This is a genomic window from Candidatus Flexifilum breve, from assembly GCF_016713355.1.
Genome location: NZ_JADJPI010000004.1, coordinates 214,536 through 239,179 on the forward strand (window position 1 = coordinate 214,536; position 24,644 = coordinate 239,179).

Below are 24,644 nucleotides of genomic sequence, written 5' to 3' on the forward strand. Positions count from 1 at the left end.
GCGTCAACGACGTTGGCTGAACCGTCTTTTTTATGGCATCGATCAAACGCGCAGACCTGTCCACACTTTGTCCCGGCCCTAGTCTTACGCTAACCGTTACAGCTGCTTCTACCCCACAAACATCTTGCGGCGGTAAATCTCGTCCGGTCGGAAGTAAATGTGTTTGATGTCCTCTGGCGACATGAACACCGGTTCGCCAACCGCGCACGCCCCCGTGAAGATTTTCGCCGCTTTCACAGCCATCGCCGTGATGTTCAGCGCTTCAGTGGGCGTCTGCCCGAGCGCGATCAAGCCGTGGTTCTGCAGCAGAATCACTTTCGGCGCTTCGCCCATCTCATCCATGTAGCGGCGCACTTCGTCGCGAATGGCGACCGCCAGCGGCAGTCCCGGATCAACGTAAGGCACGAACACCGAGCGCGGGCCGCACAATACCGCTTCATCGGGGAATAAGCGATTGTCGGCAAATTGGCGCGCGCGCGTGGAACACAAAATGCCATTCACGGCGACGGGATGCGTGTGCGCGATGCACTTCACATCGCAGCCGTGCAGCAGCATTGCATGGAACGTCACCTCGACGGACGGACGCCCCGGCGCCGACGCATCGACTTTGGCGTCGATCATCGCCTGCTGCAGCGTGGCACGGTCGGCCTCCTGCCGATCAAAGAGCGCGAGAATCGGGTCGAAGCGCACCGCGACGAAGCCGTTGACGTCAATCGCGCTCATGCCCTGCCCGCTCGCCTTGATCAGGAACGTATCCTGATCGATGCGGTACGACGTGTTACCCTCGCCGATGATGACGTATTCGTTCTGCGGCTGTCCTAAAGTGCGGGTCAGGTTGAAAATCTGCTCAAGGGGTGTCGAGGTCGTCACGAGGTTTGTCCCAATCCTTTAAACCGCGCGAAGGCAGCATCCCACGCAGCGGTATTCTTCGGCTCATAAACTTTGATATCGGACTGCTGGCTGAGCAGCGCGCGACCATCGGCGACGCTCTGCAGCTCACCCAACGCAATCAGTTGCACGATGGCATTGCCCAACACGGTCGCCTCGACTGGCCCCGCATACACCGGGCGACCGATGGCGTCGGCGGTCATCTGGCAGAGAACCGCGTTCTGCGACCCACCCCCAATGATGTGCATCCGGTCGACGGTTTGCCCGGACAGCGCGATCATCTTGTCGAGCGCTTCCCGGTAGCGCAGCGCGAGGCTTTCGTAGATCACGCGCAAAACCGCGCCGGGGGTTTCCGGCACAACCTGACCCGTGCGCGCACAGAACTCGCGGATGCGCGCGGGCATGTCGCCGGGGGGGAAGAACGACGGATCGTCCGGGTCAATGAACGCGAGGAACGGCGGCGCGTCGGTCGCCATCGTCGCCAGTTGATCGTAACTGTAGTCGGTGCCTTCGGCCCGCCACGCTGCACGCGACTGCTGCACCAGCCACAAACCCATGATGTTCTTCAGGAAGCGCAGTTTACCTTCGGCGCCACCCTCATTCGTGACGTTCGCCTCGTAGGCGGCGTCGTTGATGATCGGCGTTTCGATCTCCAGCCCGATCAAGCTCCACGTTCCACTGCTGATATAGGCGAAATTGCGTGTGGTGGTCGGCACCGCGATGACCGCCGAACCTGTGTCATGCGTCGGCGGCGCGATCACGGGGATGCCGCGGTAGTCGCCGAGACGCGTCCCCGGTTGGACGATGTGCGGGTAGATGTCGGTCGGGAGACCCACCGCGCCAAGCAGTTGGCGATCCCAATCTCGCGCTCGTGGGTTGTAGAATTGGGTCGTTGTCGCATGCGTAAATTCACACGCCTTGACGCCCGTCAGCCAATAGTTGATCAAGTCAGGGAAACCGAGATACGTCGCCGCGACTTCCAGCAGCGGGCTGTTAGCGCGCAGCAGGCTGGCAAGCTGGTAGAGCGTATTGAGCTGCAAGAACTGACTGCCCGTACGCTCGAAGATTTCGCGCCGCGGCACCCGCTTGAACGTCCATTCCATCGCGCCATCGGTGCGGCTGTCGCGGTAGCACACCGGGTTACCGAGCAGATTGCCGTCGCGGTCAAGCAGCGCAAAGTCGACGCCCCAGGTATCGACGCCGATGGAACGCGCACCGTCTTTAATCAGCTCAATGCCTGTCTTGATTTCGTGCCACAGGCGAAACGTATCCCAGTAGAGCGTTTTGCCGACTTCTACCTGAATATTTGGAAAGCGGTGCGCCACTTCCATCGTGAGGGACGCCCCAGAATACGTGACTTTAGCCACGCGCCCCGACTCCGCGCCCAAATCGACGGCGACTAAGTGTGTCATATGCCTAACAATCCTTTGTTCATTCAACCGGTACGAGATCTACGCGCGTCCCGCCGTGACGGAACGCCTCCACTTGATCGAGCGGCGCGTCTTGCGTGCTGATGATATGCTGTGTTTTATCAGGTCGGAGGAAGGTATACGGGGCAACTTGACCCCACTTCGAGCCATCCGCCAGAATAACCGTGTGCACACACCGACCGATCATGGCGCTCTTCATCGCCACTTCATCCGGATCGATCTCCGTGCAACCGCCAATCAAGGAAATACCACGTGTGCCAAAAAAGCCAATATTCAGGTTGATATCGGGTAAACCATCGGGACGGCCCACCGTCGAGATTGAGTCGCGGCGCAGACGTCCGCCGGACACCAGCACCTGAATCTGCGGGCTGTCGAGGAAGTTCTGCGCGATCAGCAAGCTGTTGGTGATGACGGTGACTTTCTTGAGATTCTTGACGTACGGGATGAGCGCGTAGGCAGTCGTACTGGCGTCGAGCGCGACACTGCACCCATCTTCGAGCAATTCTGCCGCCGCCGCCGCAATCGCGACCTTTTCGGCGCGGCGTTTGGCTAAACGCACGTGAAACGAAAGTTCGGGCGGAATCGTGCTGCTCTCCCGGCTGACCGCCCCGCCATACGTGCGTTCAAGCAGGCCGCTGTCTTCCAGAGCGCGCAAGTCTTGACGGATGGTCACGGCGCTGACATTCATGAGCTCGCTCAAGGCTTTGACGGAGACCCGCCCGTGCTGTTTGAGCTGTTCCAGAATAATGCGGCGTCTTTCTTCAACAAACATCGGGTCAGACATGTAGGCACAACTTTCTTGAGCGCTGACTCTGACAAACAGACAGCAAACGGAGTCAAAAGAAACCAATTTACTTTCATTGTAGCCAATCCTACGCGAAAGCGAAAATCAGAAAGTGGAAAATTGAGCGAGAAATCGGCAAAATACTATAGAAAATTCAGTACGGGAACCCGTTTCGCTGTTCCCGCATCGCTTAAGGAGAAACAAGCTTATGCAGTATCGTGATTTTGGACGAACCGGATGGACAGTCTCGGATATCAGTTTTGGCGCGTGGGCCATCGGGTCGGCGTGGGGCTCGGTGAATGACGACGATTCAATGGCGGCGCTGCATAAGTCGCTGGATGTGGGCATCAACCTGTTTGATACCGCCGACGTGTACGGCGATGGTCACAGTGAACAGTTGATCGCGCGGCTGCGCAAAGAACGCCGCGAACCGTTCTACGTCATCACGAAGGCGGGTCGCCGCCTGCCCCAGCAAACGGTCGCGGGGTACACGCGCGAAAACCTGACCCTATGGATCGAGCGCAGCCTGAAGAACCTCGATGTCGAAACGCTCGACCTCGTACAATTGCACTGCCCACCGACTGACCTCTACTATCACGCCGAAGTTTTCGGCATCTTGGATGATCTCGTGCAGGCGGGGAAAATCCGCTACTACGGCGTGAGCGTGGAGCGCGTCGAAGAGGCACTTAAGGCCATTGAGTATCCGAACGTGCAGAGCGTGCAGATCATCTTCAACATGATGCGCCTGCGCCCGTCGGAGCTGTTCTTCAGTGAAGCCAAGCGGCGCAAAGTCGGCATATTGGCGCGCGTACCGCTGGCGAGCGGCATGCTCACCGGGAAGATGAGCAAGCAGACGCAGTTCGCCGCCGATGACCACCGCAACTTCAACCGCCACGGCGAAGCCTTTGACGTGGGCGAGACCTTTTCCGGCGTGGACTATGAGACCGCTCTGGCCGCAGTCGAGCGGTACAAGGCGCTGCTCCCCGCGGGCGTGACTCTCGCCGCCTACGCGCTGCGCTGGATTCTCATGTTCGACGCGGTCTCCTGCGCGATCCCCGGCGCGAAAAACCCCGCGCAGGTGGAGAGCAACGCCGCCGCCTCAGATCTGCCGCCGCTCACGCCCGAAGCCATGACCGAAGTGCAGCGCGTGTACGACGAGCTGATTCGCCCGCTCATTCATCACCGCTGGTAGAAATAAGTCTTCAGTTATCAGTTCACAGTTGACAGTAAAGAAAAAGGACGAGGGTACCTCGTCCTTTTTGTATGGATTATAGGTACAGTTCGCTCAACCGCCGACCGGGAGCACCCCGGCGACTGTGCACGAGTTGTAGTTGCTGCCGAGAATGACATCGAAGTCATATTCGCGGTTGGCGTTCGGCTCCAAGCGAATATTCTCCGGACGCACGTTGAGCGTGTGCGCGATTTGTTCGAGGCTGCTGCCCTTGGTGCGCCCCGTGTAATCGATGAGAACCGTATCGGTGTAGTCCGTCCTGTCCGCCGCACCCGCTGCCGTCGGATTGAAGCCATCCCATGCCAACCGTTCCGCCGCCACGCGATCCCAGTCAGCGTTGGCCGTGCCATTCAGCACACGGATGCTTGACCCTTCCGAGACAAGCTGGCTGTCGGTCGCAGGGCTATAAAAGTCAACCAACGTCTGACGGATCGGCTCATAGTTCGGGAGCTGAACGTTTTCGCCATCGGCGGTCGTCCACGGCGTGGTGTGATACAGTCGCTGCAAATTGAAACTCTCGATACGCGTCGAGTCCATGTTGAGCGCCAGAGGCACCAGACTGAGCAGATCTTCAATCGCCAGGTTGGTTTCGACATACTGGCTGCCCTCATTCCACAGCGGAATGATGTTGTTGAACAAACCCTGGTCGCGCGCACGGCGCAGCACCGCCCGCAGCACCTGCTGCTGCCGCCGACCGCGGTCAAAGTCGGAACTGTTATCACGGGAACGCGCATACCAGAGCGCTTCGCCACCTGTCATGTGATAGTAGCCGACCGGCAGTACGTAGTTGCCGACTTCATCCGAGCGATACGCCGACGCGGGCACATCCGCGCCAATAAGCGGCAGATTCTCGATGGCACAGTCGACCGCGAGATCGACGCCGCCGACCGCATCGACCACGGCACGGAAGCCGCTCAGGTTGACCATCGCATAATAGTGCACATTGATGCCAAAGTTATAGAAGATCGTCTGGCGCAGCAGACCAAAGCCGCCGCCCGTCCAACCGATTGACTCGCCGTGTATATAGGCGAGATTCAGGCGCTGCATCGTCCAACCGGGGATGTAGACGAACAGGTCGCGCGGGAGGCTGAGCATCGACACCGTGCCCGCCGTCCGGTTGATCGACACGATGATCATGGTATCCGTACGGATAAAGCCGTCGTTGGTGAGTTCGCCATCATGCCCCAACAGCACAATATTGAGCAAATCCATGCCGTGACGATCCACCGCTTCGACAGGCGTGGGTACGGCAGTGCCGTTGGCTTCCACCACATCCGGCCCCTGATACACGAAAAGCGTGGGGAGCGGGCGCGGCGTCGCGGTGATATCCGGGGTTGGCGGCATGGTCGGCTCGACCACGGCCTGCGGGGTATTGGTCGCAAACGTGATATCCTGCGCGGGCGGTTCAAACAGCTTGGCTAAATTGAGTTTGACATCGCCTTCGGGCGTGATTTCAGCAATCGCGGTCGCCGTGGCCGCATAGGCCGGACGGCGGCTGGTCGCCTCAGATTGTTCGCCGAGATAACGCAGCAGGTTCTGCGCGACACCGACCAACACCACGGCAATCGCGATGATTAGCACTAATGGAAGCAAGCGGGCAAACACCAACCGCGCGACGCGACTGCCCCGCCTTTGTTTCTCTACAGCCATGACTCTCTCCAGAATGCAGCACACTACTGTGCGGTTTTGCCGCCCCAGTGTAACGGATGATCCCCGCTGACGGTAGAGTCAGCGGGGAAGCACAGGGCAAGCAGTGGTCAGCGGAAAATGACGGGGATGGCGCAGGGCGTCGGGAATTCGCCATTCGGCTGCACCAGCGTCAGGCGAATCCAGTGTAAACCATCGCCAAACAGATGCGTATTCACCTCGGCCAGCGTCCCATTGAAGATTTGCACCTCGGAACGCGAGTAGAGATTAAAGAGCTGGGCGGCGTCCGGTCGGATTTCGATGCGATAATAAGCGAAGCTGTCCTGACTGGCCGTACCTATCACGCTGAAGACGCCATCCAGTTCTTCACCAGGGAGCGGCGCCGTGATCACCGAACCGGGGAACGTGCAGCCAACCTGCGGGGGCGATGCTTCCGGAACAACGGGCGCATAGACGGCGACCGGTTCGACAAACGGACGCGGAAGCGCAATCGTCATGCCGGGGAGCGGAGTCTCTGCGCCGCTCAAGCAGTTGCCGACAATCAGTTCGTTAACCGACGACCCGGTCGCCGCAGCCAGCGCGAACAGGGTGTCGGTGTCGGTGAGGGTATAGGTCACCCAGCCTTCGGGCAGCGGGCAGTCGAGCGTCATCGGCTCAGGAGGCGATGTGGGTTCCTGCGTCGGGCGCGGCGTCCGGGTCGGATGGGGCGTTTCGGTGGGCAGCGGCGTCTCCGTCGGCGTTTCCGTGAAGGTCGCCGTCGGTTCCAGCGTCGCCGTATCCGTCGGCGTGGGGCTGGGCAGCGGCGTTTCGGTGAACGTCGCCGTCGGCGTCAGGCTCGCGGTCTCCGTAAACGTCGGTTCTGGCGTAAACGTCTCGGTCGGCGTTTCCGTTAAAGTCGCCGTGGGTTCAGGCGTCGCCGTTTCCGTCGGCGTGGGGCTCGGCAGCGGCGTCTCGGTTGGCGTCGCCGTCGGCGTCAGGCTCGCGGTCTCCGTAAACGTCGGTTCCAGGCGTAAACGTCTCGGTGGGCGTTTCCGTGAAGGTCGCCGTCGGCGTCAGGCTCGCGGTCTCCGTGAACGTCGGTTCCGGCGTAAACGTCTCCGTCGGCGTTTCCGTGAAGGTCGCCGTCGGTCCAGCGTCGGTATGGGTGGGGGGCGGTCGCGGGCGTCGGTGGGTGTCTCCGTGAACGTCGGTTCAGGCGTCGCCGTCTCGGTGGGCGTTTCCGTGAAGGTCGCCGTGGGTTCAAGCGTCGCCGTCTCGGTCGGTGCTGGGCTGGGCAACGGCGTTTCCGTGAAGGTCGCCGTCGGCGTCAGGCTCGCGGTCTCCGTGAACGTCGGTTCAGGTGTCGCCGTCTCGGTCGGCGTTTCCGTGAAGGTCGCCGTCGGTTCCAGCGTCGCCGTCTCGGTGGGTGTCTCCGTGAACGTCGGTTCAGGCGTCGCCGTCTCGCTCGGCGTAGACGTGGCCGTCGGTTCCAGTGTCGCCGTCTCCGTTGCAGTCACTTCAAGCGTAGCGGTCTCGGTTTGTGTAGCCGTCGGCGTCTTGCTTGGGAGCAGCGCGGTCGCGGTTGGTTCCAACGTCGCCGTCTCAGTTACGGTTTCCGTCGCCGTTGGCTCCAGGGTAGCGGTGTCCGTCGCCGTTGAGGTTTCGGTCGCGGTTGGTTCCAACGTCGCCGTCTCAGTTACAGTTTCCGTCGCCGTTGGCTCCAGGGTAGCGGTGTCCGTCGCCGTTGAGGTTTCGGTCGCGGTTGGTTCCAACGTCGCGGTCTCAGTTACAGTTTCCGTTGCCGTTGGCTCCAGAGTAGCGGTGTCCGTCGCCGTCGCTGTTTCTGTGGCCGTCGGTTCGAGCGTCGCCGTATTTGTCGCAGTTACTGTCTCTGTGTTTGTAGCGCTGGCGACCGCGAGGGGCTGGACAGCGGTCGAAGGCGGCACTGTAACCGTAGGCGCAACCGTCGGCGGAGCCACCGTATTGCTCGGTTGGAACGTGAGCGTAGGCGCGGCGGTTGAATCGGGCGGGACAAACACGGTCGCGCTCGGCAGCACGGTCGCCGGGAGAATCGCAGTTGGGTTCTCCGCGACCGCTGTCTCGACCGGGGTGGTCGCCGTGGCGGCGCTGGGCGGTAAGGTGAACCGCACGGTGGGCTGGCGGGTGGCGGACAACGGTATAGCGGTCGCCGAGCCTTGTTCGCCATTGGAAATCGTGAGTACGATGCCGAAGATCACTGCAAACGCGATGACCCCCACTGCGGCAATTGCTACAATCACCTCATTACCGATGTCCCGACGCACGTTCAGCCTCCGGTTGGATTTCGAGCGGAAGTGTGAAGTTAAAAGCGCTGCCAATGCCGGTTCGGCTTTCCAGCCAAATTTCGCCACCATGCGCTTCAACGAGCGCCCGGGCAATAGCCAAACCGACACCCGTATCGCCTAACCCCTGAATCAGCGGGTTTTCGGCTTTGTACTTGCGGGCGAAGACGCGGCTCTGGTCTTCCGGCGCAATGCCGCCGCCGCGATCTTCGATGCTCACCAATACCCGATCTGCGACGCCGCGGCGCGCCTGCCGGGTATCGCGCCGGGCGCTCACGAACACTTCGCCGCCGGGCGGGGACGCGAGGTACGCGTTCGTCAGCAGTTGGCCGACGATCTGCGTGATGGCTTCTTCGTCAGCGCGCGCGGGCGGCATGGAATCTTCAAGGTCGAGGTGGACGATCAAGCCCTTCTCGCTCAGCGTGGTCGAAGCCGCGGTAATGGCATCTTCAATCACCTCGACGACATCCACGCGATCTGGAACAAGGACGAAACGCCCGGCATCGAGCGTCGTGATGCGCGTCAGATCTTCAATCATCGACGTCAGGCGCACGACATTCGCCGAAACGCGCTGCAGGAACTTGCGCTGCATTTCGCCGAGAATGCCCGCCGACTCGTTCATGAGCAAATCAACATAGCCGACAATCGAGGTCATGGGCGTGCGCAGTTCCTGCACCATACCAAGGATGAGATCGGGGTTGTCAGGTCGATACGCCGGCTGCAGATTCTGCGCATTGGAGCGAATTTGCAGCATTTCGATCCGGTCGTCCGCGGTGGCCAGTGCGACGCGCATGTCGTTGAGCTGACGTTCGAGATCGCTGCGCTGACCCGGAGAGTTCTTCGATCATCTTGGTGAGCGTGCCCACGCCTTCAACACCCAAGTGTTCCAGCCGCTCGCGGTCACCTTCGACACGCGCCAGCAGTTGATCGCGGTCGTTTTCCACAGCCTTGAGCGCGGCGGTCAAGCGATCGCGTTCGCGCACGTAGAAGCTGCGCTCGTTCATCAAGCCTTGAATTTCGCTGCGCAGATTACGCTGCTGTTCGTGCGCCTCAGTGAGTTCCTGCTCGAAGCCTGCGACTTCCGCCATAAGGCGCGCCTGCTGCTCTTTGAGCGATTCCTGCCGCTGCGCCACTTCATCTCGCTCGCTGCGCAGTCGATCCCGCTGGCGGGTGATCGCTTCGCGGTCAGCGGCCAAGTGCTGTACCTCAGTCGAGAGCGCTTCGAGGCGCTTCTCGCGTTCTTCTTCGCGGCGAATGGCTTCTTCAAGCTGCGCGCGCTCGTGGAGGAGCGCATCGCGTTCGCGCTTGAAGGCATCGCTCTTGGCGATCAACGCCGAGCGCTGTTCGTAGAGCTGGGCGATCAACTGCGCGACGCCGTCGGTACCGCCTTGAATGCCCAATGCGACCAACTGCGTCTCAATATCGGTCAATTTGCTGGATAGCCGCTCGTTTTCGACCTCCAGACGCGACTTTTCCGTGCCCATGCTGTCGATGAGTTCTTGCAGCATATGCGGGATCGGCGCGCCGCGCCGCAGTTCGGCCAGTTGATCGTGTAGGCGGTCACGCTGCGTCACCAGTTGATCGCGTTCGCGCCGCAGCAAATCGATCATGCTGCTGAACATGATTTCCTGATCAGAAGAGGTTGCGCCTGCTAAGGCGGTCTCAGCTTCGCGCAAACGCGTCGCCAAACGGTCACGTTCTTCGGTCAGGCGCTGCTGGTCGTCGTTGAGCACTTCCAGCCGCTGTGTGATCGTGCGTCCCGTATCGGAGTCGCCGAGTTCAGACGTCACGCGACTGCGTTCGTCGTCGAGTTCAAGCTTGAGGCGGGTAACCTGCTGCGCCATTTCGGTGAGCTGCCGCCGCGCTTCGTCGAGTTCGGCGGTGAGCTGCTTACTCTTGTCGGTATCCAGCAGGGCATCGACATCGCTGTCGACGAGCGTACCAATGGTCTGATTACGCGCGCGCAGGTCCAGTGCCGCATCACCGAGTGCCAGCAGGTTCGCTGCGATAATGCCGATCCCCTTGAGCAGTTCGACTTCCTGCGGCGTGAGTTCCCGGCTGGAATACGGCTGTCCGATGATCAGTACGCCGAGCAGCTCTTTCTCGCTGACCAGCGGCTGGAAGTAAGTCGGGCCAATGGGCTCAATATCAAAGCGCGTATACAGGTCGTGCAGTTCTTCGATATTACGGTCGGAGTACAGCGGCCGCTGCAGCTTGCGCTCAATTGCATTGACGAGCGTAGGCTGCGTTTCAAGATTAATCGATAGGCCGCTGATCGAGCGATTGAGCACCTTGTCGACGCCCCACACGATGTCGGCGTAATTGGCGCTTTGAATGCGCAAGAGCGCGCCAATGTCAGCCCGCAGCACCGTGAGCGTCGAGGTGACGATGCGTTCCGGGATGGTATCAAGCGTGGTACGTTCCAGCATCATGCCGAGCGCGCGCATCAATTGGGCGGATTCGCGATCCGCAGGCGTGATCGGGGCGACCTCAGGATTATCCATGCGCACGGCGGGCACAATCAACGGCGCGGGCTTCTGAGCGATCTCAACTTCGAGATGCAGCAGAATCGTGCGGTAGATCAGCACCGGAACGATGAGCAGCGCGCCGACAAACGTCAACCGGATCAGGCCGGAGTAATCGCCGATGATCGTCCCCTGCGTGATTTGCACGAGGGTCGCCACATAGCCGACGAGCACCATGACGAAGAACACCAGCTTGAGCGGCACATCGACGACACGGCGATAGTAGGCGACCATGAGCAGTGTGCCCAAGGCTGCGATCACCGCGGCGTTAAACGTCCACGCGACGCCAAACCCGCTCAGGTTGAAATCAGTGGTGGCATAGTCGCCCGCCCATTCCAGCCCGGTCAGGATGTAGCCGAGCGCCGCCGCGCCGATCAAAAGCAGGAGCGCGTAGTTCGGTACCCTGCCCCAGTGGTCGTGGTCGGCGGTCAAAAACGCCCAACCAAGCAGTACCAGCGCGACGAGCTGCGCAATGCGTTCCATGGGTGGCAAAATCGAGTCGGCGGGCTGGCGCGTCAGCAGCGCGAACAACGCTCCGATTAAGAGCAGCGCCCACGCGATCACCACACCACCGAGCGCGATGGTGTACTGCCGGAAAGGACGCGCCGTCGGGCGTTTCAACTGCTGCCCCAGCGACATGAAAAGCGCCGCCTGACTGATCGCCATGACGATCAGATAGTAGAGGAGATCACCGGGTGGGCGTAGGAACAGACTCGTAAAATCGACTGAGATCAAGGAAGCATCCTCTTTTCACGCAATCAAGTATAGCACAAGCGCATTTATCGGCACGCGTTTTCGCCAGCAGCTTGACGACGGGTTGTCAGAGCTCCGGTTGTCGGCTAGACTCAGGCGCTGGTGTTGGTTTAGTTCAACTGTATGGGTTATGACTTCTCTCAGTGGATTGGGTACGCGTCGGCGCTCGCGCCGCCTCCCGATAATTCCCCTGTTTTCGTGGTTGTTCATCTTCGCGGCGCTCGGGCTGCTGCTGCTCGAACTTATCCGCTTTAGTCAGCAAACCGAACGGTTCTCCAATGAAGTCGTGGTGGCAGGCGTTCCGATTGGCGGGCTCTCCGCCGTCGATGCCGCCAGCCGCATCGAACAGGCCTACGCTCAACCCGTCACGCTCTGGTACGCGGACAGCCCGATTCTGCTCGATCCAGCCTCAATCGGCTTCCGGACGAATCGCGAAGCTATGCTCGCTGAAGCGCGCGCAGGCGGCGCCAGCGAAGTCGCCTTCTGGCAGCAGTTCTTCAATTATCTGGCGGGCAGTGAATCGGAAACACAGGTCAATGTGACTTTGACGGCGGATTATCAGGAGGCGCTGCTGCGGCAGATTGTCAGTGATATTGCCGCGCGCTACGACCGTCCGCCCGGCGAAGGCAGCTATGACGTGCAAACGCTCACCTTCCGTACCGGCGACGCGGGCTATGTACTGGATACGAATGTCGCCCTGCCCCTCATTGACGCGGCGCTGCGCGACCCGATCAATCGACAGGTCGTGCTGCCTGTCGACAGCACCGATGGTCGCAACACCAACATCGATTCACTGCGGCAGTTGATCATCGCCTATCTCGACTCGGAAGGCTTCGTCTACGACGGGCAGTCGACCATCGCGTCGGTGTTCGTCATGGATTTGGAGACGGGTGAGGAAGTCAACCTGCTGAGCGATGTGGCCGTTTCCGCCGCGAGTACGGTCAAGGTGTCGATCATGATCGACTACTTCCGCAACCTGCTGTTCGCGCCCAGCGACGACGAGGCGTATCTCATGGCGCAGTCGCTGCTGTGCAGCAATAACAGTTCTTCGAATCTCATCATGCAGATCATCGGCGGCGGTACAGATACCAGCCTCGCGGCGGGCATCGCCGACGTGACGAACACCGCGCGCTATGTCGGCGCCCGGAACAGCTACATCTCCGCACCCTTGTTCTTGGGTGGCGATCAGCAGTTGTTCTCGATTCCGGCACCGTCGACTTCCCCCAATCAGAGTTTCAACACGGGCGCGGATCCGTTCAACCAGACGACAACCGAAGACCTCGGCACACTGTTCAGCATGATCTACGACTGCGCGAATTACGGCTCAGGCTTGATCACGGCGTACCCTGACGGCAGTTTCACCCAGAACGAGTGTCGTCAGATGCTGGAACTGATGAGCGCAAACGACCTCGAACGCCTGCTGCAAGGCGGAATTCCGGCAGACGCGCGCATCTCGCACAAAAATGGCTGGCTGGAAAACGTGCATGGCGATGCGGGGATCGTGTTCCCGCCGAATGGTCGTGACTATGTCATTGCCGTGTTTGTGTGGGAGAACACCGATTTCTTCAGCTACGCGCGGGCGTGGCCGCTCATTGAAGGTATTTCGCGCGCCGCGTGGAATTACTTCAGCCCGGAAGATCCGCTGATTGCACCGCGCACTGATCTGCCGGAGCAAGCGGTCGAGTGTCTGAATTTCGCCCCGCCCTACGGTGAGGTGAATCTCGACGATATCAACAGTTGGCGCAGCGGCTAGCCGCGAGCTTACTTCTTCAGGCGGGCAAGCGCGTGTTCCGGGGAGTCGGCGATGGTGAAGACGAGGTTTAACCCGATCATCTCCAGGACTTCCCGAACGCGCCCAGTGAGCGTGACGAGAATGAGATCACCTTTGGCCGCGCGCGCCGCTGCCACGCGCTCACGAGCGTTTTGAACCCCGCGCTGGAGATATAATCGACTTCAGCTAAATCCAACAACAGCCAGCGGTTGCCGTCCGCGAATACCTGCCCGAATACCACGGCGAGTTCGCGACTCTGCACCGAGTCGAGTTTGCCGCTGGGTGCAATGAGGACCGTTTTCGGGCGCAGTTCCTGCAGGCGGATCGGCTGTAAGCGCGCCTCGGCGGGCGGTTCACCCCCATTGTGATGGGTGCTGATGCCTTTGCTCATCATCAGGCGATTGCTGGCTCCATCATGGATGTAGTCGACGCGATCCATCAGCTTTTTGATGAAGAAGATGCCCCACCCGCCCGGTTCGCGCTGAGCCAACGGCGCTTTCACATCGGGATCGGGCACGCCCAACGGATCAAATGCGGGGCTGTCGTCAATGATCGTGATGATGAACTGATCGCCTTCCACCGCGCAGATCAGCTCAATGAAACCTTCCGGGCAGGATTGACCGTAGCCGTGTTCGACGATATTCGTACAGGCTTCGTCCGTTGCCAGATAGCAGTGATGACACGCGGTGGCATCGAGCCCGGCGGCTTGAGCCTGATCAGCGACGAACACGCACGCGGCAGCGACTTCTTCGAGGACGCTCGGAATCCGCAGCAAACTGGGAGTCATGCACCCGGCCCTGGCTAGTAGCTGCCGACCGCATCCAGTTGCGTGGGGAAGATTTGGAAAATGGTGTCCAACCCAGCCATCTCCAAGACTTCCTGCACGCGGGGTGAGGGTTGCGCAAGCCGCAGGTCACCGCTGATCCGGCGCACCTTCTTGAAAGCGGAGACGAGTTCGCGCAGACCCGCGCTGCTCATGTAGGCGACCTGCGACAGATCGAGGACGATCTGGGTGCCGCCATCCTCAATGGCGCTGGAAAGCGACAGCCCTAATTCGCCAGCATTTAAGCTGTCGACACGTCCATTCACTACGACAAGGGTCACCTGCTGTTGTTTAGTCACGTGAATGTCGAGCATCGCCTTACTCCTGAACCAGTATCTCCCGAATTATAACCTCAGGCACATAGGTTATGCACATGACAAAAGATGGAGCTTTTACCTCCGACTAAGGCAGGAGTTGTACAATAGCGCGCAATTGAGTCGTTGTATGCGAAAGTGGAAGCCATGCAGATCGGGATTATCATCCTGCTGACGGTTGCTATCGGCATCATGCTGATGCTCGTTCAGCGCAGTGAGCGCAAACGGCGGTTGATGGTCGCCATCGGGATGCTGCTCATCGGCGAGATCATCCGCCGCTATATCTGGTATCGCAGTTACCATGCGGAAGGCTGGATCGCCCTCATCGCCGCGTTGGTGCTCAACGGGCTTTTTTGGGCGCTGATCGGGCGCTACAACCCCGTGGGCAGCAGCGACCGGATTCATGTGTACGGGCTGGATGACTAGCTTCTGCGTATAAATCAAAAAGGACGAGCCATGAGCCTATTTCACAATTGGTGAAAATGCTCAACCTCACCCCCGGCCCATCTCCTAGAGGAGAGGGGAGACGTGCCGAGATCTTAAGTCCCCTCGGCCTTGGGAGAGGGGACTTAGGGGTGAGGTTAGGCAGACTACCGATTCTGAAATGACTTCATGCCCCGTCCCCACAGGGTTGGCTGGACTGGGTTAGCCGATGATATTGAGCGGAATTACGTCGGCAGTTTGCAGCATGACCACGCTGATACGAGCGGCCACGGTCTGCGCCATCTGCGTGAAGGCTTTGCCCGCCGCGCTGTCCGGCTGGACAATCGCCACCGGGCGACCATAGTCCCCGCCCTTGCGCACTTCAGCATCCAGCGGAATGCGCCCGAGGAACGGGATCTTGCGATCGTTGGCGAGGCGTTCGCCACCACCCGTGCCAAAGAAATCACCCGCCATATTTTCGACGATCCCGAGCAGCGGCACATTGAGCTGTTCGAACATGGCAGCGCCGCGCAGCGCGTCGGAGACGGCGACATCCTGCGGCTGCGTAACAACGATCGCGCCTGTCAGCGGGAAGGATTGCGCCAGCGACAGCGGGGCATCACCCGTGCCGGGCGGCAGATCGACGACCATGTAATCGAGGTTGCCCCAGTTCACATCCGTGAAAAACTGGCGAATGGCGCTGTGCAGCATCGGGCCGCGCATGATCATGGGCTTGTCCGCTTCGATCAGGAAGCCCGTGCTCATCACCTTGACGCCGTACGCCTCAATCGGCAGCATCTTGTTGTTGACGACGCGCGGGCGGCCATTGCCGAGGCCCATCATCATGGGGATGTTGGGGTTGAGGATATCGGCGTCGATAAGACCGACACGCGCGCCCGCATCCGCCAGCGCAACCGAGAGGTTGGTCGCAACCGTGCTCTTGCCGACGCCGCCCTTGCCACTGGCCACGGCGATAATGCTGCGCATGGGCACATCCAGATTGCCGCCGATGCGTCGATCGGTTGGCACCTGCGCATCCCACTTGATGTCGAGACGGCTGATGCCCGACACTTTGCCGATGACCGCATCATTGCAGCGGCTCAGGAAAACATTCTTGAGGGGACAGGCGGGCGTGGTGAGCACGATGGTAAATGTCGCGGTATCGCCCACGATCTCGAGATCGCGCACCATATTCAGCGACACAATATCACGGTGGAGTTCGGGTTCGATGACGGTGCTGAGTGCCGCCATGACCTGAGTTTTCAAATCGCTCATTGGGACTCTCGATAAATATGCTGATTTCCTTCTATTTTATCCCCGATGGACAGCGCTTCCAAGGTGATCTTCATCCCGGTTTTAAGTTCGCCCCAAAATCGGCAGCGTTACCGTGAAGGTTGAGCCCTTATCAGGCTGACTTTCAACCTCAATCCGTCCGCCGTACAGCTCAACCGCCTGCGCCACCACGCTGAGGCCGATCCCCATACCGCGCTCCCCTTTCGCGTTGCTGCCGCGGAAGAAGAGTTCGAACACATGGCCCTGCTCCTCGGCGAGAATCCCAATACCCTGATCACGCACGACGAATTGGAGCGCGTCGCCAACCCGCGTCACGTCCAGGCGAGTCGTGGTGGATTCGGGCGAGTATTTCACGGCATTGAGCAGCAGGTGCGTGAGAATGCGGCGGACGAAGGTGCATTCCATGTTCACCTGCGCCAGATCGCCCGTAAACGTCGTTTTGATCAGTCGGTTAAGGCCGACGACCTGCCGGAAGTCGAGGATGAATGCATTGACGAACACCTCGACATTTTCCACCTGTGGTCGCAGTTCCAACGCGTCAACCGTGCCTTTGACGAGAAAACTCAAGTCTTCCAGCATTTCGGTCAGTCGATACACCTGCTTGCGGATGATACCGAGGCGTTCGTGCCGCTGGGCATCGGTCAACTGGGCGTGATAGCGGTCGAGCACGTCGCGCTGCAGCAAAATGAGTGCCAGCGGTGTGCGCAGCTCATGCGCGATGGTGACCATCAGCTCGGCCTTGGTCGCATTGAGTTCGCGTTCTGTCTCCAGTTCGAGGCGCAGACGTTCCTGCTCTAGCCGTTCGATCTCCAATTGCTTGCGCTGGGTCACATCGCGCAAAATGCTCTGGATGTAGAGCGGCGCTCCAGCTTGGTCGCGGATCAGGGCGACGTTCACTTCAGCAATCAGAATCGAGCCATCTTTACGCTGAAAACGCCGCTCATAGATGGGCATCACCACGCCTTGAAGCAGCTGCTCGCGGACATCTTGGCTTTGTGGCACTTCATCTGGGGCGACCAGATCATGCACGCTCATCTCCAACAGTTCGGCGGTAGTAAACCCGAACATTTCACAAGCGCGCTGGTTCACTTCGCGGTGAATACCGGACATGCCGATGATGAACACCGCGTCATTCGTGTGATCAAACAGGGCGCGGTAGCGCCGTTCGTTGAGGCTGGACTCGTTCGTCGGCATCAGGTTGGCTGACAGTCGGGAGTACGATGAGGTGTTTGCGTTATCTGGGAGCATAGGTCACTTCGATCACCACCACTACTGATCTTTTAGTGTACGGACAAACATAGTTCACAACAATAGTGTGTGAATCCCGCATGAGAAATGCCGCGCAGAGCAATCGCAATACACTTCGTTATCTTATAATAGAGCCGACGGTAGACATAGGAGGAGAACCATGACGATGCGACAGAACGAGTCCGGCCAATCACGGTCGATCATGTCCATGGTCCGCACAGGCATGGCGGTCTATGATGCCAATGGCGATCACATCGGTAAGGTGGAGGATCTGTACTTCGGCGCGGATGCCGATGCCTCACTGCTGGACGCTTCCGGCGCGGCGACGACCGGCATGCCCCGCACCACGCGCGGTGGCGGAGTGCTCGACGACTTGCTGCGGGCGGTGTTCGCGGACGACCGCCTGCCCGAAACGCTGCGCAATCGCCTGATGAACGAAGGGTTCATTCAGATCGAACCGGGCACCCTGCTGGGCGGCGACATGTTCGCGACGCCTGACCAGATTGCGGGGGTGACAAACGATGGTGTGCGCCTGAGCATCGAAAGAAAACAGCTCATCCACGAGTAGGCCCCGAACTAGACCGCAGCTAGAAAAACGACGAGCCCCAGCGGTGGGCTGGGGCTCGTCGTCTGCGTCGGGTGAGTCCGCTATGGACTACCCGTTACCCTTTTCCTTCTCGGCGCGCTTGCGGGCGAGCGCTTCTTCGCGCTTGCGCAGACGTTCGGCCTTGGCGGCTTCTTCGTCTACGACAGGCGCGGCCTGAGCCTGCGTCTCGACCGTTTCCGCGGCGCGAGCAGTCGCCGCGGCGCTGGCACTCGCCGCCGCTGCCGGCTCGCTGGTCGCCGCCACCGGGCCGGGAGCCACGGCAGCGGGAGCCGCGGGCTTCGGCGCTGCCGCGGCCTTCGCCGCCGCATCCGCCTGCTTCTTCTTTTCCTTGATCACGTCCGGATGTTCCCACCCGCCGCGCGCTTCGGCCTCTTCTGCCGCCGTGGTCGGCGCGATGGTCTTCCAGTAGCTGAATGGCTTGCCGAGCTTCTGCTTATCGTAGATGTGATTCTGCGTGCGGTCGTAGCTCGCCAGTTCGTAGTTGTGATCCATCTTGATCGCATCGAACGGGCAGAATTCCGCGCAGTAGCCGCAGTTCATGCAGATGTCGATGTCGATGAAGAAGGCTTCCGGTTCGGGAATCGGGCGCTTGGTCACCGGGTCTTCACCGCGCACAATCCAGATGCACTGGGGCGGGCAGACCTTCGCGCAGATACCGCAACTCGTGCACCAGTCATGGCCAGGACGATCCGGGTGATCCGGGTCTTCCTGCACGAGGAACGGCACAAAACGGAAGCGCTCCGGCACGGCCAGCTTCTCATCGGGATACTGCACCGTGTAGATACCTTCGGAGTCGAGGCTCTGGCGGCGGGTGAACACCGTTTCGTCACCGAGCAGTTTCGCCCCTGCCCCACGCAAGTCTTCGATGTAGCTGTTGATGAAATGGCGGAACGTGACGCCCAGCCCTTTCAGAATACCTAATCCGTACATAGATTCGCGCTCCTAACGATCCGTCTCACCCAACACGATGTCGATGCTGCCGAGGATCGCCACCACGTCGGCCACCTTATGACCTTTGCACATTTCGCCCAACGCCGTCAGGTTGATGAACGATGGGGCGCGCACGTGATACCGCCACGGGTTCTGCGTGCCCTTCGGATCGCCCGCCGACACGACATAGTAGCCGAGTTCACCCTTGGGGTTTTCCACGCGGCCATACGACTCGCCGAGCGGAACGCGCGGCGTGTGCAGCTTGCTGCCCGCGAGGATCGGTTCACCCTTGGTCGCTTCAAGGCGCGGCAGAATCTGCTTGAGGATGCGGATGCTTTCGCGCATTTCGTCGAGGCGCAGCAGGTAACGGTCGTAGATGTCACCGTTCGGGCGCACCGCGATGTCGAAGTCGAGTTCCGGATAGATGCCGTAGGGATCCGCGCGGCGCACATCGTACGGCACACCACTCGCGCGGAGCAGCGGGCCAGCGGCGCTGGCATTGATCGCCAGTTCCGGCGGCAGGTAACCGACGCCAATGGTACGCGTGCGGATGATTTCGCTGTCGCTCAGGAAATTGTCGAGGTCGTCAATCGCGCGCGGCAGACGCTCATTGATGAGCTCAGTCAGATAGTCCATCGTGTTGAAGTCGCGCACGCGGTCATTAAGCAGATTCGCCACGCCACGAATGCGATCCGGCAGGTCTTTGGAGACGCCGCCAAAGCGCATGTAGTTGCACATCATGCGGCTGCCCGCGGTCGCTTCGAAGAAGTCCAGCACCTTCTCACGTTCGGCAATCGCATACAACGCGGGCGTGAAGAACGCGCCGAGGTCGTTGAGCAGGAAGCCAATCGCCCAGAAGTGATTGACGATCCGGGTGAGTTCGGCCATCAGTACGCGGATGACTTCCGCACGGTAGGTCGGCGGTTGGTAACGCGCGCCCTTCGCCAGCAAGCCTTCGACTGCCATCGCATAGCCCCAGTTATTGCTCATGCTGGCAATGTAGTCGAGGCGATCCGTGAACGGCATGTTGTGCAGGTAGGTGTTGCGCTCCCCGATCTGCTCGTGGTTGCGATGCAGATAGCCCATGACGGGTTCGAGGTGCTCGATGGTCTCGCCGTCGAGCTGGATGACCATGCGGAACACGCCGTGCGTACTGGGGTGATGCGGCCCGAGGTTAACGACGAGCTTATCCGTCTTGATGCCGCCGCCGTCTTCAAGGTCACTCGCGTCCACGCCTAAACCCATGCTGCCATACAGGCTGGATTCGGTCGTGTCGGTCAGCTTGCTCAGGTCGAGATCCGCCGGGTACTTGACGTTCTTGCCGTAGGCGTTCAGTTCTTCGGCGCGGCGCACATAGCCCTTCGGCCAGCGGCTCTCAAACGGCTTGTGTTCTTCTTCGTAGTAGGCTTCTTTCCAGTCCTTACGCATCGGGTGGCCATCAAAGCCGTCCCATAACAGAATGCGCTTGAGATTGGGGTGACCGCTGAAGCGAATGCCGTACAGGTCGTAGATTTCGCGTTCCTGAAAGTCCGCGCCCTGCCACACGTCGATGACCGACGGGACTTCGGCATTGTCACGCGGGGTCTGCGCCTTGAAGAGGAGCGCCGGACCGCCGGATGTGCGGTACGCGTGATACACGACTTCCATCTGGTCTTCGATGCCCAGATAGTCGACACCGGTCACGCTCGACAGGTAGTCAAAGCCGAGATCATCCTTGAGCGTGCGCGCGACTTCGGGCAGCTGCGTGCGATCCACAATGACGCCGCTGTAGCCCGGACGCGTATCCGCCTTGATCGCACCGGGGAACTTCTGGTTCAGGTAGTCGACGGCATTTTCAATCGATCCCGTCGTCAGAGGGGCAAGTGTTTGATCGACCATTTACTCACTCTTTCCTTGCGCGGCACGCTTCCGCGCCAACGCTTCTTCGCGCTTCCGCAGGCGTTCGGCCTTTTCGGGGTCGTCAGCCGCATCCGCCGCCTTGGGCGCCGCGACCGCAGGCGCCGCCGCCGGTTTTGCCGCCGCCGCAACCTTCTTCGCCTTCTCGACCACGTCAACCGCCGCCTTGGGCAGTTCACGCGCGCCGAACGGCAGACCGGCCGCCGCAGCCTGCGCCTGCTGACGGATCAATTCCATCTGGCGCGGGTCGATGACGTCCGGCCCGAGGATCGGCACCGGGACAGGATCCGACGGACCGACGCCGTACCACGGAATGTCGTCCATATCCATGAGCGACTGACCGTCAATGCGCTGCTGCAGGCTGATCAAGCCGAACATGAGCGCTTGCGGGGTGGGCGGGCAGCCGGGCATATACACATCGACCGGGAGATACTGGTCAATGCCGGACACGACGTTGTAGCCTTCCTTGAAGGGGCCACCGCCGCTGGCGCACGCGCCCATCGCCAGAACGTATTTCGGTTCCGGCATCTGGTTGTAGAGGCGGACAATCGGCACGACCATCTTCTTCGTCACCGTGCCGGAAACGATCATCAGGTCAGCTTGACGCGGGCTGGCGCGCATCACTTCCATCCCGAAACGGGCCAGGTCGTAGCGCGATGCGGCGGTGCAGATCATCTCAATCGCGCAGCAGGCCAAACCGAACAGCAGCGGCCACATCGAATTGCGGCGGCTCCAGTTATAGATCCGGCTCAGGCTGGTGATGGCGACGTTGTCCTGCAATTCCGTCGGGACGGGAAACTCGGTGCTTTGCAGTTCACGTAGATCAATTTGGCTCATTCAGAGCTGTCCTCCTCGTACCACTCCCGTAGAATATCCCGCAGGATACCCTCGTTCGCTAATCGCGGGTCATCCGCGAACTCTGGTAACTCGACAATCATGCGGTACAACTGATCCATCCCTACGGATTCAACCTGCACGTCAGGATAACGCTCCATGAGCGTCAGGACGATTTCGTAGGAGTTTTCCCAATACAACAACATCCGATACCTGTATTTTACCGCAAGTCGCGCTCAAATCCGAGTGTCGGACACGCCGTATTTAGAGCATTGGATGAGGGAGATTTCATCCCGACATACGGATGGCTACCCTTCACGGTTGTCGATTTGCGCGCGCTGTAAGCGTCCGCTGTAATCGACATAGACCGACTTCCATTCGGTGAAGCTATCCAGCGCCGTCGACCCGGCTTCGCGCATGCCGTTGCCCGTGCCGCGCGTGCCGCCGAACGGGAACTGAATTTCCGCGCCGGTCGTGCCGTGATTGATATAGACGATACCCGTCGTCAGGTCGCGGATGGCGCGGAAAGCGGCGTTCACATTTTCGGTGAAGATGCTGCTCGACAGGCCGAACGGCACACCGTTGTTGACTTCAATCGCCTGTTCCAGCGAGTCGACTTCGATCATCGACAGCACCGGCCCGAAGATTTCTTCACGGGCAATGCGCATGGTCGGCGTGACGCCTCCAAACAGCGTCGGGCTGTAGAAATAGCCGCGTGCGGTGTTGGGACGACCGCCGCCGATCAGAATTTGCGCGCCTTCGTCGCGACCAATGCCGACGTAGCGTTCAACCTTCTCTAACGCCTTCGCGTTAACGAGCGGGCCAACTTCGACGCCGTCTTCCAAGCCATAGCCAACTTTGAGCGTGCGCGCGCGATCGCCAAGCGCCTCGACCAACTGCGCTTTGATATCCTTGTGGACAATCAAACGGCTGGTGGCGGTGCAGCGCTGCCCGGTCGTGCCGTAGGCGCTCCACGTGATCGCCTTACTCGCCAGTTCAAGGTTCGCATCATCCATGACGATGATGGCGTTCTTGCCGCCCATCTCCAGGCAAACTTTCTTGCCCAACGACGCGGCTTTCTGGTACACCTTCAAGCCGGTGTCGGTCGAACCTGTAAACGAGATCACGCGCACGTCGGGATGCGCCACGAGCGCGCCGCCCACATCACCCGCGCCCAACACGAGATTCAGCACGCCGGGGGGCAAACCCGCATCTTCGAAGACCTTGACGAAAGCCGCCGCGACGGCGGGCGTCTCTTCGCTCGGCTTCCACACGACGGCATTACCGGCTACCAGCGCGGGCAGCATCTTCCAGCTCGGCACAGCGACCGGGAAGTTCCACGGTGTCACCAAGCCGACGACGCCGACCGAGTCGCGGAGCGCCATGCCGAACTTGTCCGGCATTTCGACGGGCGCGGTATAGCCAAGCATGCGCCGCCCTTCCCCGCCCATGTAATACGCCATGTCGATGGCTTCCTGCACATCGCCGCGCGCTTCGGACAGCACCTTGCCCATTTCCTGAGTCATCAGGCGCGAGAGCGCTTCTTTGCGTTCGGTGAGGAGCTGCGCGACCGCATAGAGCACTTCACCGCGCCGGGGCGCAGGCGTCAACCGCCAACCGCGATACGCCGCCTTCGCCGCCTGCACCGCCGCGTCGACCTGCTCGACCGTGGCTTTGGCAATCGGCGCGATCAGCTCTTCGGTCGCGGGGTTGCGTGACTCAAACGTCTCGCCCGACTCCACCCATTGACCGCCAATGTAATGGCGTACAAGTTCAGACATTTCTTTCCTCAAGAAAAGGTTATTTTGCAGATGGTGAGTATAAAAAGCCCATCTGCGTTTGTCAACGATTTCACAAATGACGCGATGGTGTTTTCATCGTAGGGGCGCACGGCCGTGCGCCCCTACAAACGCAATAACACGGAATGCTTACGCGCCTTCGGAGACGTGCACGCTCGATCCCTGTTCGCTGACCGAGGCTGCGCGCGCTGTGCAGCCCAACCCGAGTTCGGCGTACACCATTTCTAAAGCAGAGACGACTTGCAGCGCCGTTTCGTGACTCGCGCAGACCGCGCACAGCGTCGGTCCTGCCCCGCTGATCACCAGAGCCAGCGCGCCCGCAGCTTTGGCCGCGCGCCGCGCTTCGAACAGCCCCGGCATGAGATGCGCGCGGGCGGGTTCGATGACGACGTCGGCTTCCATCGCCGCGGCCATGCTTTCGAGATCGTCGGTGTAAATGGCGCGGATCAAACGGGCGACTGAACCCGTCTGCTTGACCATGCTCTTGAGCGGAATCTCTTTGGGCAGCACCGCGCGCGCCATCGCCGTCGCGACTTCGACATGCGGCGTGACCAGCGCGAGGCTGAGTCCGCGCGGAATGGGCAGACGTTCGATTTGATGCGCTTCGATGCCATAGCTCAACGTGATGCCGCCGAACAGGCACGGCGCGACGTTATCAGCGTGGTAGCCGCTGGCAATCGCCTCACCGTCCAGCGACGGTGCGAGGAGTTGGTCGCGGGTGAGCGGTTCACCAAGAAGCGCGTTGACTGCGACCGCCGCGCCCACCGCGCTCGCCGCGCTGCTGCCGAGACCGCTGGCCGCGGGCAAGCCCTTCTGAATGGTAAGCGCCACACCTTGCGTCGAACCGGCAGCGCGCAAGACGCTCAGCCCGGCGACACAGGCGGTATTCTTGTTCGGATCACGCGGAAGCTTGCCGCCATCCCCTTCGATCCCGGCGACGGTGACGCCGGGCGTGTCGGAAAACTCGGCGCTGATGGTATCGCCAGGGTTGTCCAGCGCGAGTCCTAAAATATCGAAGCCAACACCGATGTTCGCCACCGTGGCGGGGGCAAAGGCAACCGCTTTATTCACGAACTGTCCTTAACTTGGGCAAAACGAACAAAACACGGGAAGTATAACATGGATTGTATGTCAGCGCCCAAGTCATT

General features: G+C 60.4%; 22 protein-coding genes and 1 pseudogene. 4 read left to right on the top strand and 19 right to left on the bottom strand.

Features of this window, described 5'->3' with window-relative positions:
• Positions 1–108: 108 nt before the first annotated feature.
• Genes IPK17_RS01775 through IPK17_RS01785 form a run of 3 tightly spaced genes read right to left on the bottom strand, consistent with a single transcriptional unit; the run spans position 109 to position 3,102 of the window.
• Positions 109–870 carry a class II aldolase/adducin family protein gene (locus IPK17_RS01775; RefSeq protein WP_343415954.1) on the bottom strand — a complete coding sequence of 254 codons (762 nt, stop codon included), beginning with the start codon at positions 868–870 and terminating at the stop codon, positions 109–111.
• Complete coding sequence (locus IPK17_RS01780; protein WP_343415955.1) at positions 867–2,300, bottom strand: rhamnulokinase; 1,434 nt, start codon at positions 2,298–2,300, stop codon at positions 867–869. Before IPK17_RS01780 ends, IPK17_RS01775 begins: the two co-directional genes overlap by 4 nt.
• A 19-nt stretch (positions 2,301–2,319) precedes the next feature.
• A complete protein-coding gene (locus IPK17_RS01785) occupies positions 2,320–3,102 on the bottom strand; it encodes a DeoR/GlpR family DNA-binding transcription regulator (protein ID WP_343415956.1) in 783 nt (260 codons plus the stop codon).
• Between the two features lie 208 nt (positions 3,103–3,310).
• Between IPK17_RS01785 and IPK17_RS01790 the strand changes: the two genes are divergently transcribed.
• A complete protein-coding gene (locus tag IPK17_RS01790; protein WP_343415957.1) occupies positions 3,311–4,294 on the top strand; it encodes an aldo/keto reductase in 984 nt (327 codons plus the stop codon).
• Positions 4,295–4,387: 93 nt separating this feature from the next.
• Here the strand turns inward: IPK17_RS01790 and IPK17_RS01795 are convergent, their stop codons facing one another.
• From IPK17_RS01795 to IPK17_RS01815, 5 genes are all read right to left on the bottom strand, one after another.
• Complete coding sequence (locus IPK17_RS01795; protein WP_343415958.1) at positions 4,388–5,983, bottom strand: LCP family protein; 1,596 nt, start codon at positions 5,981–5,983, stop codon at positions 4,388–4,390.
• 107 nt (positions 5,984–6,090) lie between these two features.
• A complete protein-coding gene (locus tag IPK17_RS01800; protein WP_343415959.1) occupies positions 6,091–6,630 on the bottom strand; it encodes a hypothetical protein in 540 nt (179 codons plus the stop codon).
• 402 nt (positions 6,631–7,032) lie between these two features.
• Complete coding sequence (locus tag IPK17_RS01805; RefSeq protein ID WP_343415960.1) at positions 7,033–8,262, bottom strand: hypothetical protein; 1,230 nt, start codon at positions 8,260–8,262, stop codon at positions 7,033–7,035.
• Entirely contained in the window at positions 8,243–9,073 is an 831-nt protein-coding gene (locus IPK17_RS01810; protein ID WP_343415961.1) for a sensor histidine kinase, read from the bottom strand. Before IPK17_RS01810 ends, IPK17_RS01805 begins: the two co-directional genes overlap by 20 nt.
• Positions 8,982–11,540 (bottom strand): hypothetical protein, encoded by a 2,559-nt coding sequence (locus IPK17_RS01815; RefSeq protein WP_343415962.1) that lies wholly within the window; start codon positions 11,538–11,540, stop codon positions 8,982–8,984. Before IPK17_RS01815 ends, IPK17_RS01810 begins: the two co-directional genes overlap by 92 nt.
• Positions 11,541–11,688: 148 nt before the next feature.
• Between IPK17_RS01815 and IPK17_RS01820 the strand changes: the two genes are divergently transcribed.
• Entirely contained in the window at positions 11,689–13,311 is a 1,623-nt protein-coding gene (locus tag IPK17_RS01820) for a serine hydrolase (protein WP_343415963.1), read from the top strand.
• Positions 13,312–13,387: 76 nt separating this feature from the next.
• On the opposite strand, the gene IPK17_RS01825 is transcribed toward IPK17_RS01820, so the two are convergent.
• Both IPK17_RS01825 and IPK17_RS01830 read right to left on the bottom strand, forming a co-directional pair.
• Positions 13,388–14,116, bottom strand: a complete 729-nt coding sequence (locus IPK17_RS01825) for an ATP-binding protein (protein WP_343415964.1) — start codon at positions 14,114–14,116, stop codon at positions 13,388–13,390.
• A gap of 14 nt (positions 14,117–14,130) precedes the next feature.
• Entirely contained in the window at positions 14,131–14,466 is a 336-nt protein-coding gene (locus IPK17_RS01830) for an STAS domain-containing protein (protein ID WP_343415965.1), read from the bottom strand.
• Between the two features lie 147 nt (positions 14,467–14,613).
• On the opposite strand from IPK17_RS01830, the gene IPK17_RS01835 reads away from it, so the two are divergent.
• Complete coding sequence (locus tag IPK17_RS01835; protein WP_343415966.1) at positions 14,614–14,892, top strand: hypothetical protein; 279 nt, start codon at positions 14,614–14,616, stop codon at positions 14,890–14,892.
• Positions 14,893–15,111: 219 nt separating this feature from the next.
• Here IPK17_RS01835 and IPK17_RS01840 read toward each other — a convergent pair whose 3' ends face one another.
• Together IPK17_RS01840 and IPK17_RS01845 are read right to left on the bottom strand one after the other, a co-directional pair.
• Entirely contained in the window at positions 15,112–16,164 is a 1,053-nt protein-coding gene (locus tag IPK17_RS01840) for an Mrp/NBP35 family ATP-binding protein (protein ID WP_343415967.1), read from the bottom strand.
• Between the two features lie 81 nt (positions 16,165–16,245).
• Complete coding sequence (locus IPK17_RS01845; RefSeq protein ID WP_343415968.1) at positions 16,246–17,430, bottom strand: PAS domain-containing sensor histidine kinase; 1,185 nt, start codon at positions 17,428–17,430, stop codon at positions 16,246–16,248.
• Positions 17,431–17,590: 160 nt separating this feature from the next.
• Here IPK17_RS01845 and IPK17_RS01850 point away from each other — a divergent pair, with 160 nt between their 5' ends.
• Entirely contained in the window at positions 17,591–17,998 is a 408-nt protein-coding gene (locus IPK17_RS01850; RefSeq protein WP_343415969.1) for a PRC-barrel domain-containing protein, read from the top strand.
• 87 nt (positions 17,999–18,085) lie between these two features.
• Here IPK17_RS01850 and IPK17_RS01855 read toward each other — a convergent pair whose 3' ends face one another.
• From IPK17_RS01855 to IPK17_RS01885, 7 genes and pseudogenes are all read right to left on the bottom strand, one after another.
• A complete protein-coding gene (locus IPK17_RS01855; RefSeq protein WP_343415970.1) occupies positions 18,086–18,967 on the bottom strand; it encodes a 4Fe-4S binding protein in 882 nt (293 codons plus the stop codon).
• A 12-nt stretch (positions 18,968–18,979) separates the two neighbouring features.
• Positions 18,980–20,212 carry an NADH-quinone oxidoreductase subunit D gene (locus IPK17_RS01860; protein ID WP_343416580.1) on the bottom strand — a complete coding sequence of 411 codons (1,233 nt, stop codon included), beginning with the start codon at positions 20,210–20,212 and terminating at the stop codon, positions 18,980–18,982.
• 171 nt (positions 20,213–20,383) lie between these two features.
• A pseudogene (locus IPK17_RS01865) lies at positions 20,384–20,845 on the bottom strand (NADH-quinone oxidoreductase subunit C); the annotation flags it as partial.
• Positions 20,846–21,700: an NADH-quinone oxidoreductase subunit B gene (locus IPK17_RS01870; RefSeq protein ID WP_343415971.1), complete on the bottom strand. Its 855-nt coding sequence runs from the start codon at positions 21,698–21,700 to the stop codon at positions 20,846–20,848.
• On the bottom strand, positions 21,697–21,903 hold the full coding sequence (iscX, locus tag IPK17_RS01875; protein ID WP_343415972.1) for a Fe-S cluster assembly protein IscX: 207 nt from the start codon (positions 21,901–21,903) through the stop codon (positions 21,697–21,699). Before iscX ends, IPK17_RS01870 begins: the two co-directional genes overlap by 4 nt.
• Before the next feature lie 102 nt (positions 21,904–22,005).
• Positions 22,006–23,478, bottom strand: coding sequence for an aldehyde dehydrogenase family protein (locus tag IPK17_RS01880; RefSeq protein WP_343415973.1), 1,473 nt, complete (start codon positions 23,476–23,478; stop codon positions 22,006–22,008).
• Between the two features lie 147 nt (positions 23,479–23,625).
• The gene (locus tag IPK17_RS01885; RefSeq protein ID WP_343415974.1) at positions 23,626–24,567 is read right to left on the bottom strand and encodes a homoserine kinase; all 942 of its coding nucleotides are present in this window, start codon (positions 24,565–24,567) and stop codon (positions 23,626–23,628) included.
• Positions 24,568–24,644 lie beyond the last annotated feature (77 nt).

Bases quoted from the DNA above. Each gene is read 5' to 3' on its own strand.
- IPK17_RS01850 (WP_343415969.1), top strand. From the start codon at position 17,591: ATGACGATGCGACAGAACGAGTCCGGCCAATCACGGTCGATCATGTCC.
- IPK17_RS01785 (WP_343415956.1), bottom strand. From the start codon at position 3,102: ATGTCTGACCCGATGTTTGTTGAAGAAAGACGCCGCATTATTCTGGAA.
- IPK17_RS01860 (WP_343416580.1), bottom strand. From the start codon at position 20,212: ATGGGTTTAGGCGTGGACGCGAGTGACCTTGAAGACGGCGGCGGCATC.
- IPK17_RS01800 (WP_343415959.1), bottom strand. From the start codon at position 6,630: ATGACGCTCGACTGCCCGCTGCCCGAAGGCTGGGTGACCTATACCCTC.
- IPK17_RS01840 (WP_343415967.1), bottom strand. From the start codon at position 16,164: ATGAGCGATTTGAAAACTCAGGTCATGGCGGCACTCAGCACCGTCATC.
- IPK17_RS01790 (WP_343415957.1), top strand. From the start codon at position 3,311: ATGCAGTATCGTGATTTTGGACGAACCGGATGGACAGTCTCGGATATC.
- iscX (WP_343415972.1), bottom strand. From the start codon at position 21,903: ATGTTGTTGTATTGGGAAAACTCCTACGAAATCGTCCTGACGCTCATG.
- IPK17_RS01835 (WP_343415966.1), top strand. From the start codon at position 14,614: ATGCAGATCGGGATTATCATCCTGCTGACGGTTGCTATCGGCATCATG.
- IPK17_RS01870 (WP_343415971.1), bottom strand. From the start codon at position 21,700: ATGAGCCAAATTGATCTACGTGAACTGCAAAGCACCGAGTTTCCCGTC.
- IPK17_RS01830 (WP_343415965.1), bottom strand. From the start codon at position 14,466: ATGCTCGACATTCACGTGACTAAACAACAGCAGGTGACCCTTGTCGTA.
- IPK17_RS01880 (WP_343415973.1), bottom strand. From the start codon at position 23,478: ATGTCTGAACTTGTACGCCATTACATTGGCGGTCAATGGGTGGAGTCG.
- IPK17_RS01810 (WP_343415961.1), bottom strand. From the start codon at position 9,073: ATGCGCGTCGCACTGGCCACCGCGGACGACCGGATCGAAATGCTGCAA.
- IPK17_RS01795 (WP_343415958.1), bottom strand. From the start codon at position 5,983: ATGGCTGTAGAGAAACAAAGGCGGGGCAGTCGCGTCGCGCGGTTGGTG.
- IPK17_RS01820 (WP_343415963.1), top strand. From the start codon at position 11,689: ATGACTTCTCTCAGTGGATTGGGTACGCGTCGGCGCTCGCGCCGCCTC.
- IPK17_RS01825 (WP_343415964.1), bottom strand. From the start codon at position 14,116: ATGACTCCCAGTTTGCTGCGGATTCCGAGCGTCCTCGAAGAAGTCGCT.
- IPK17_RS01845 (WP_343415968.1), bottom strand. From the start codon at position 17,430: ATGCTCCCAGATAACGCAAACACCTCATCGTACTCCCGACTGTCAGCC.
- IPK17_RS01780 (WP_343415955.1), bottom strand. From the start codon at position 2,300: ATGACACACTTAGTCGCCGTCGATTTGGGCGCGGAGTCGGGGCGCGTG.
- IPK17_RS01855 (WP_343415970.1), bottom strand. From the start codon at position 18,967: ATGTACGGATTAGGTATTCTGAAAGGGCTGGGCGTCACGTTCCGCCAT.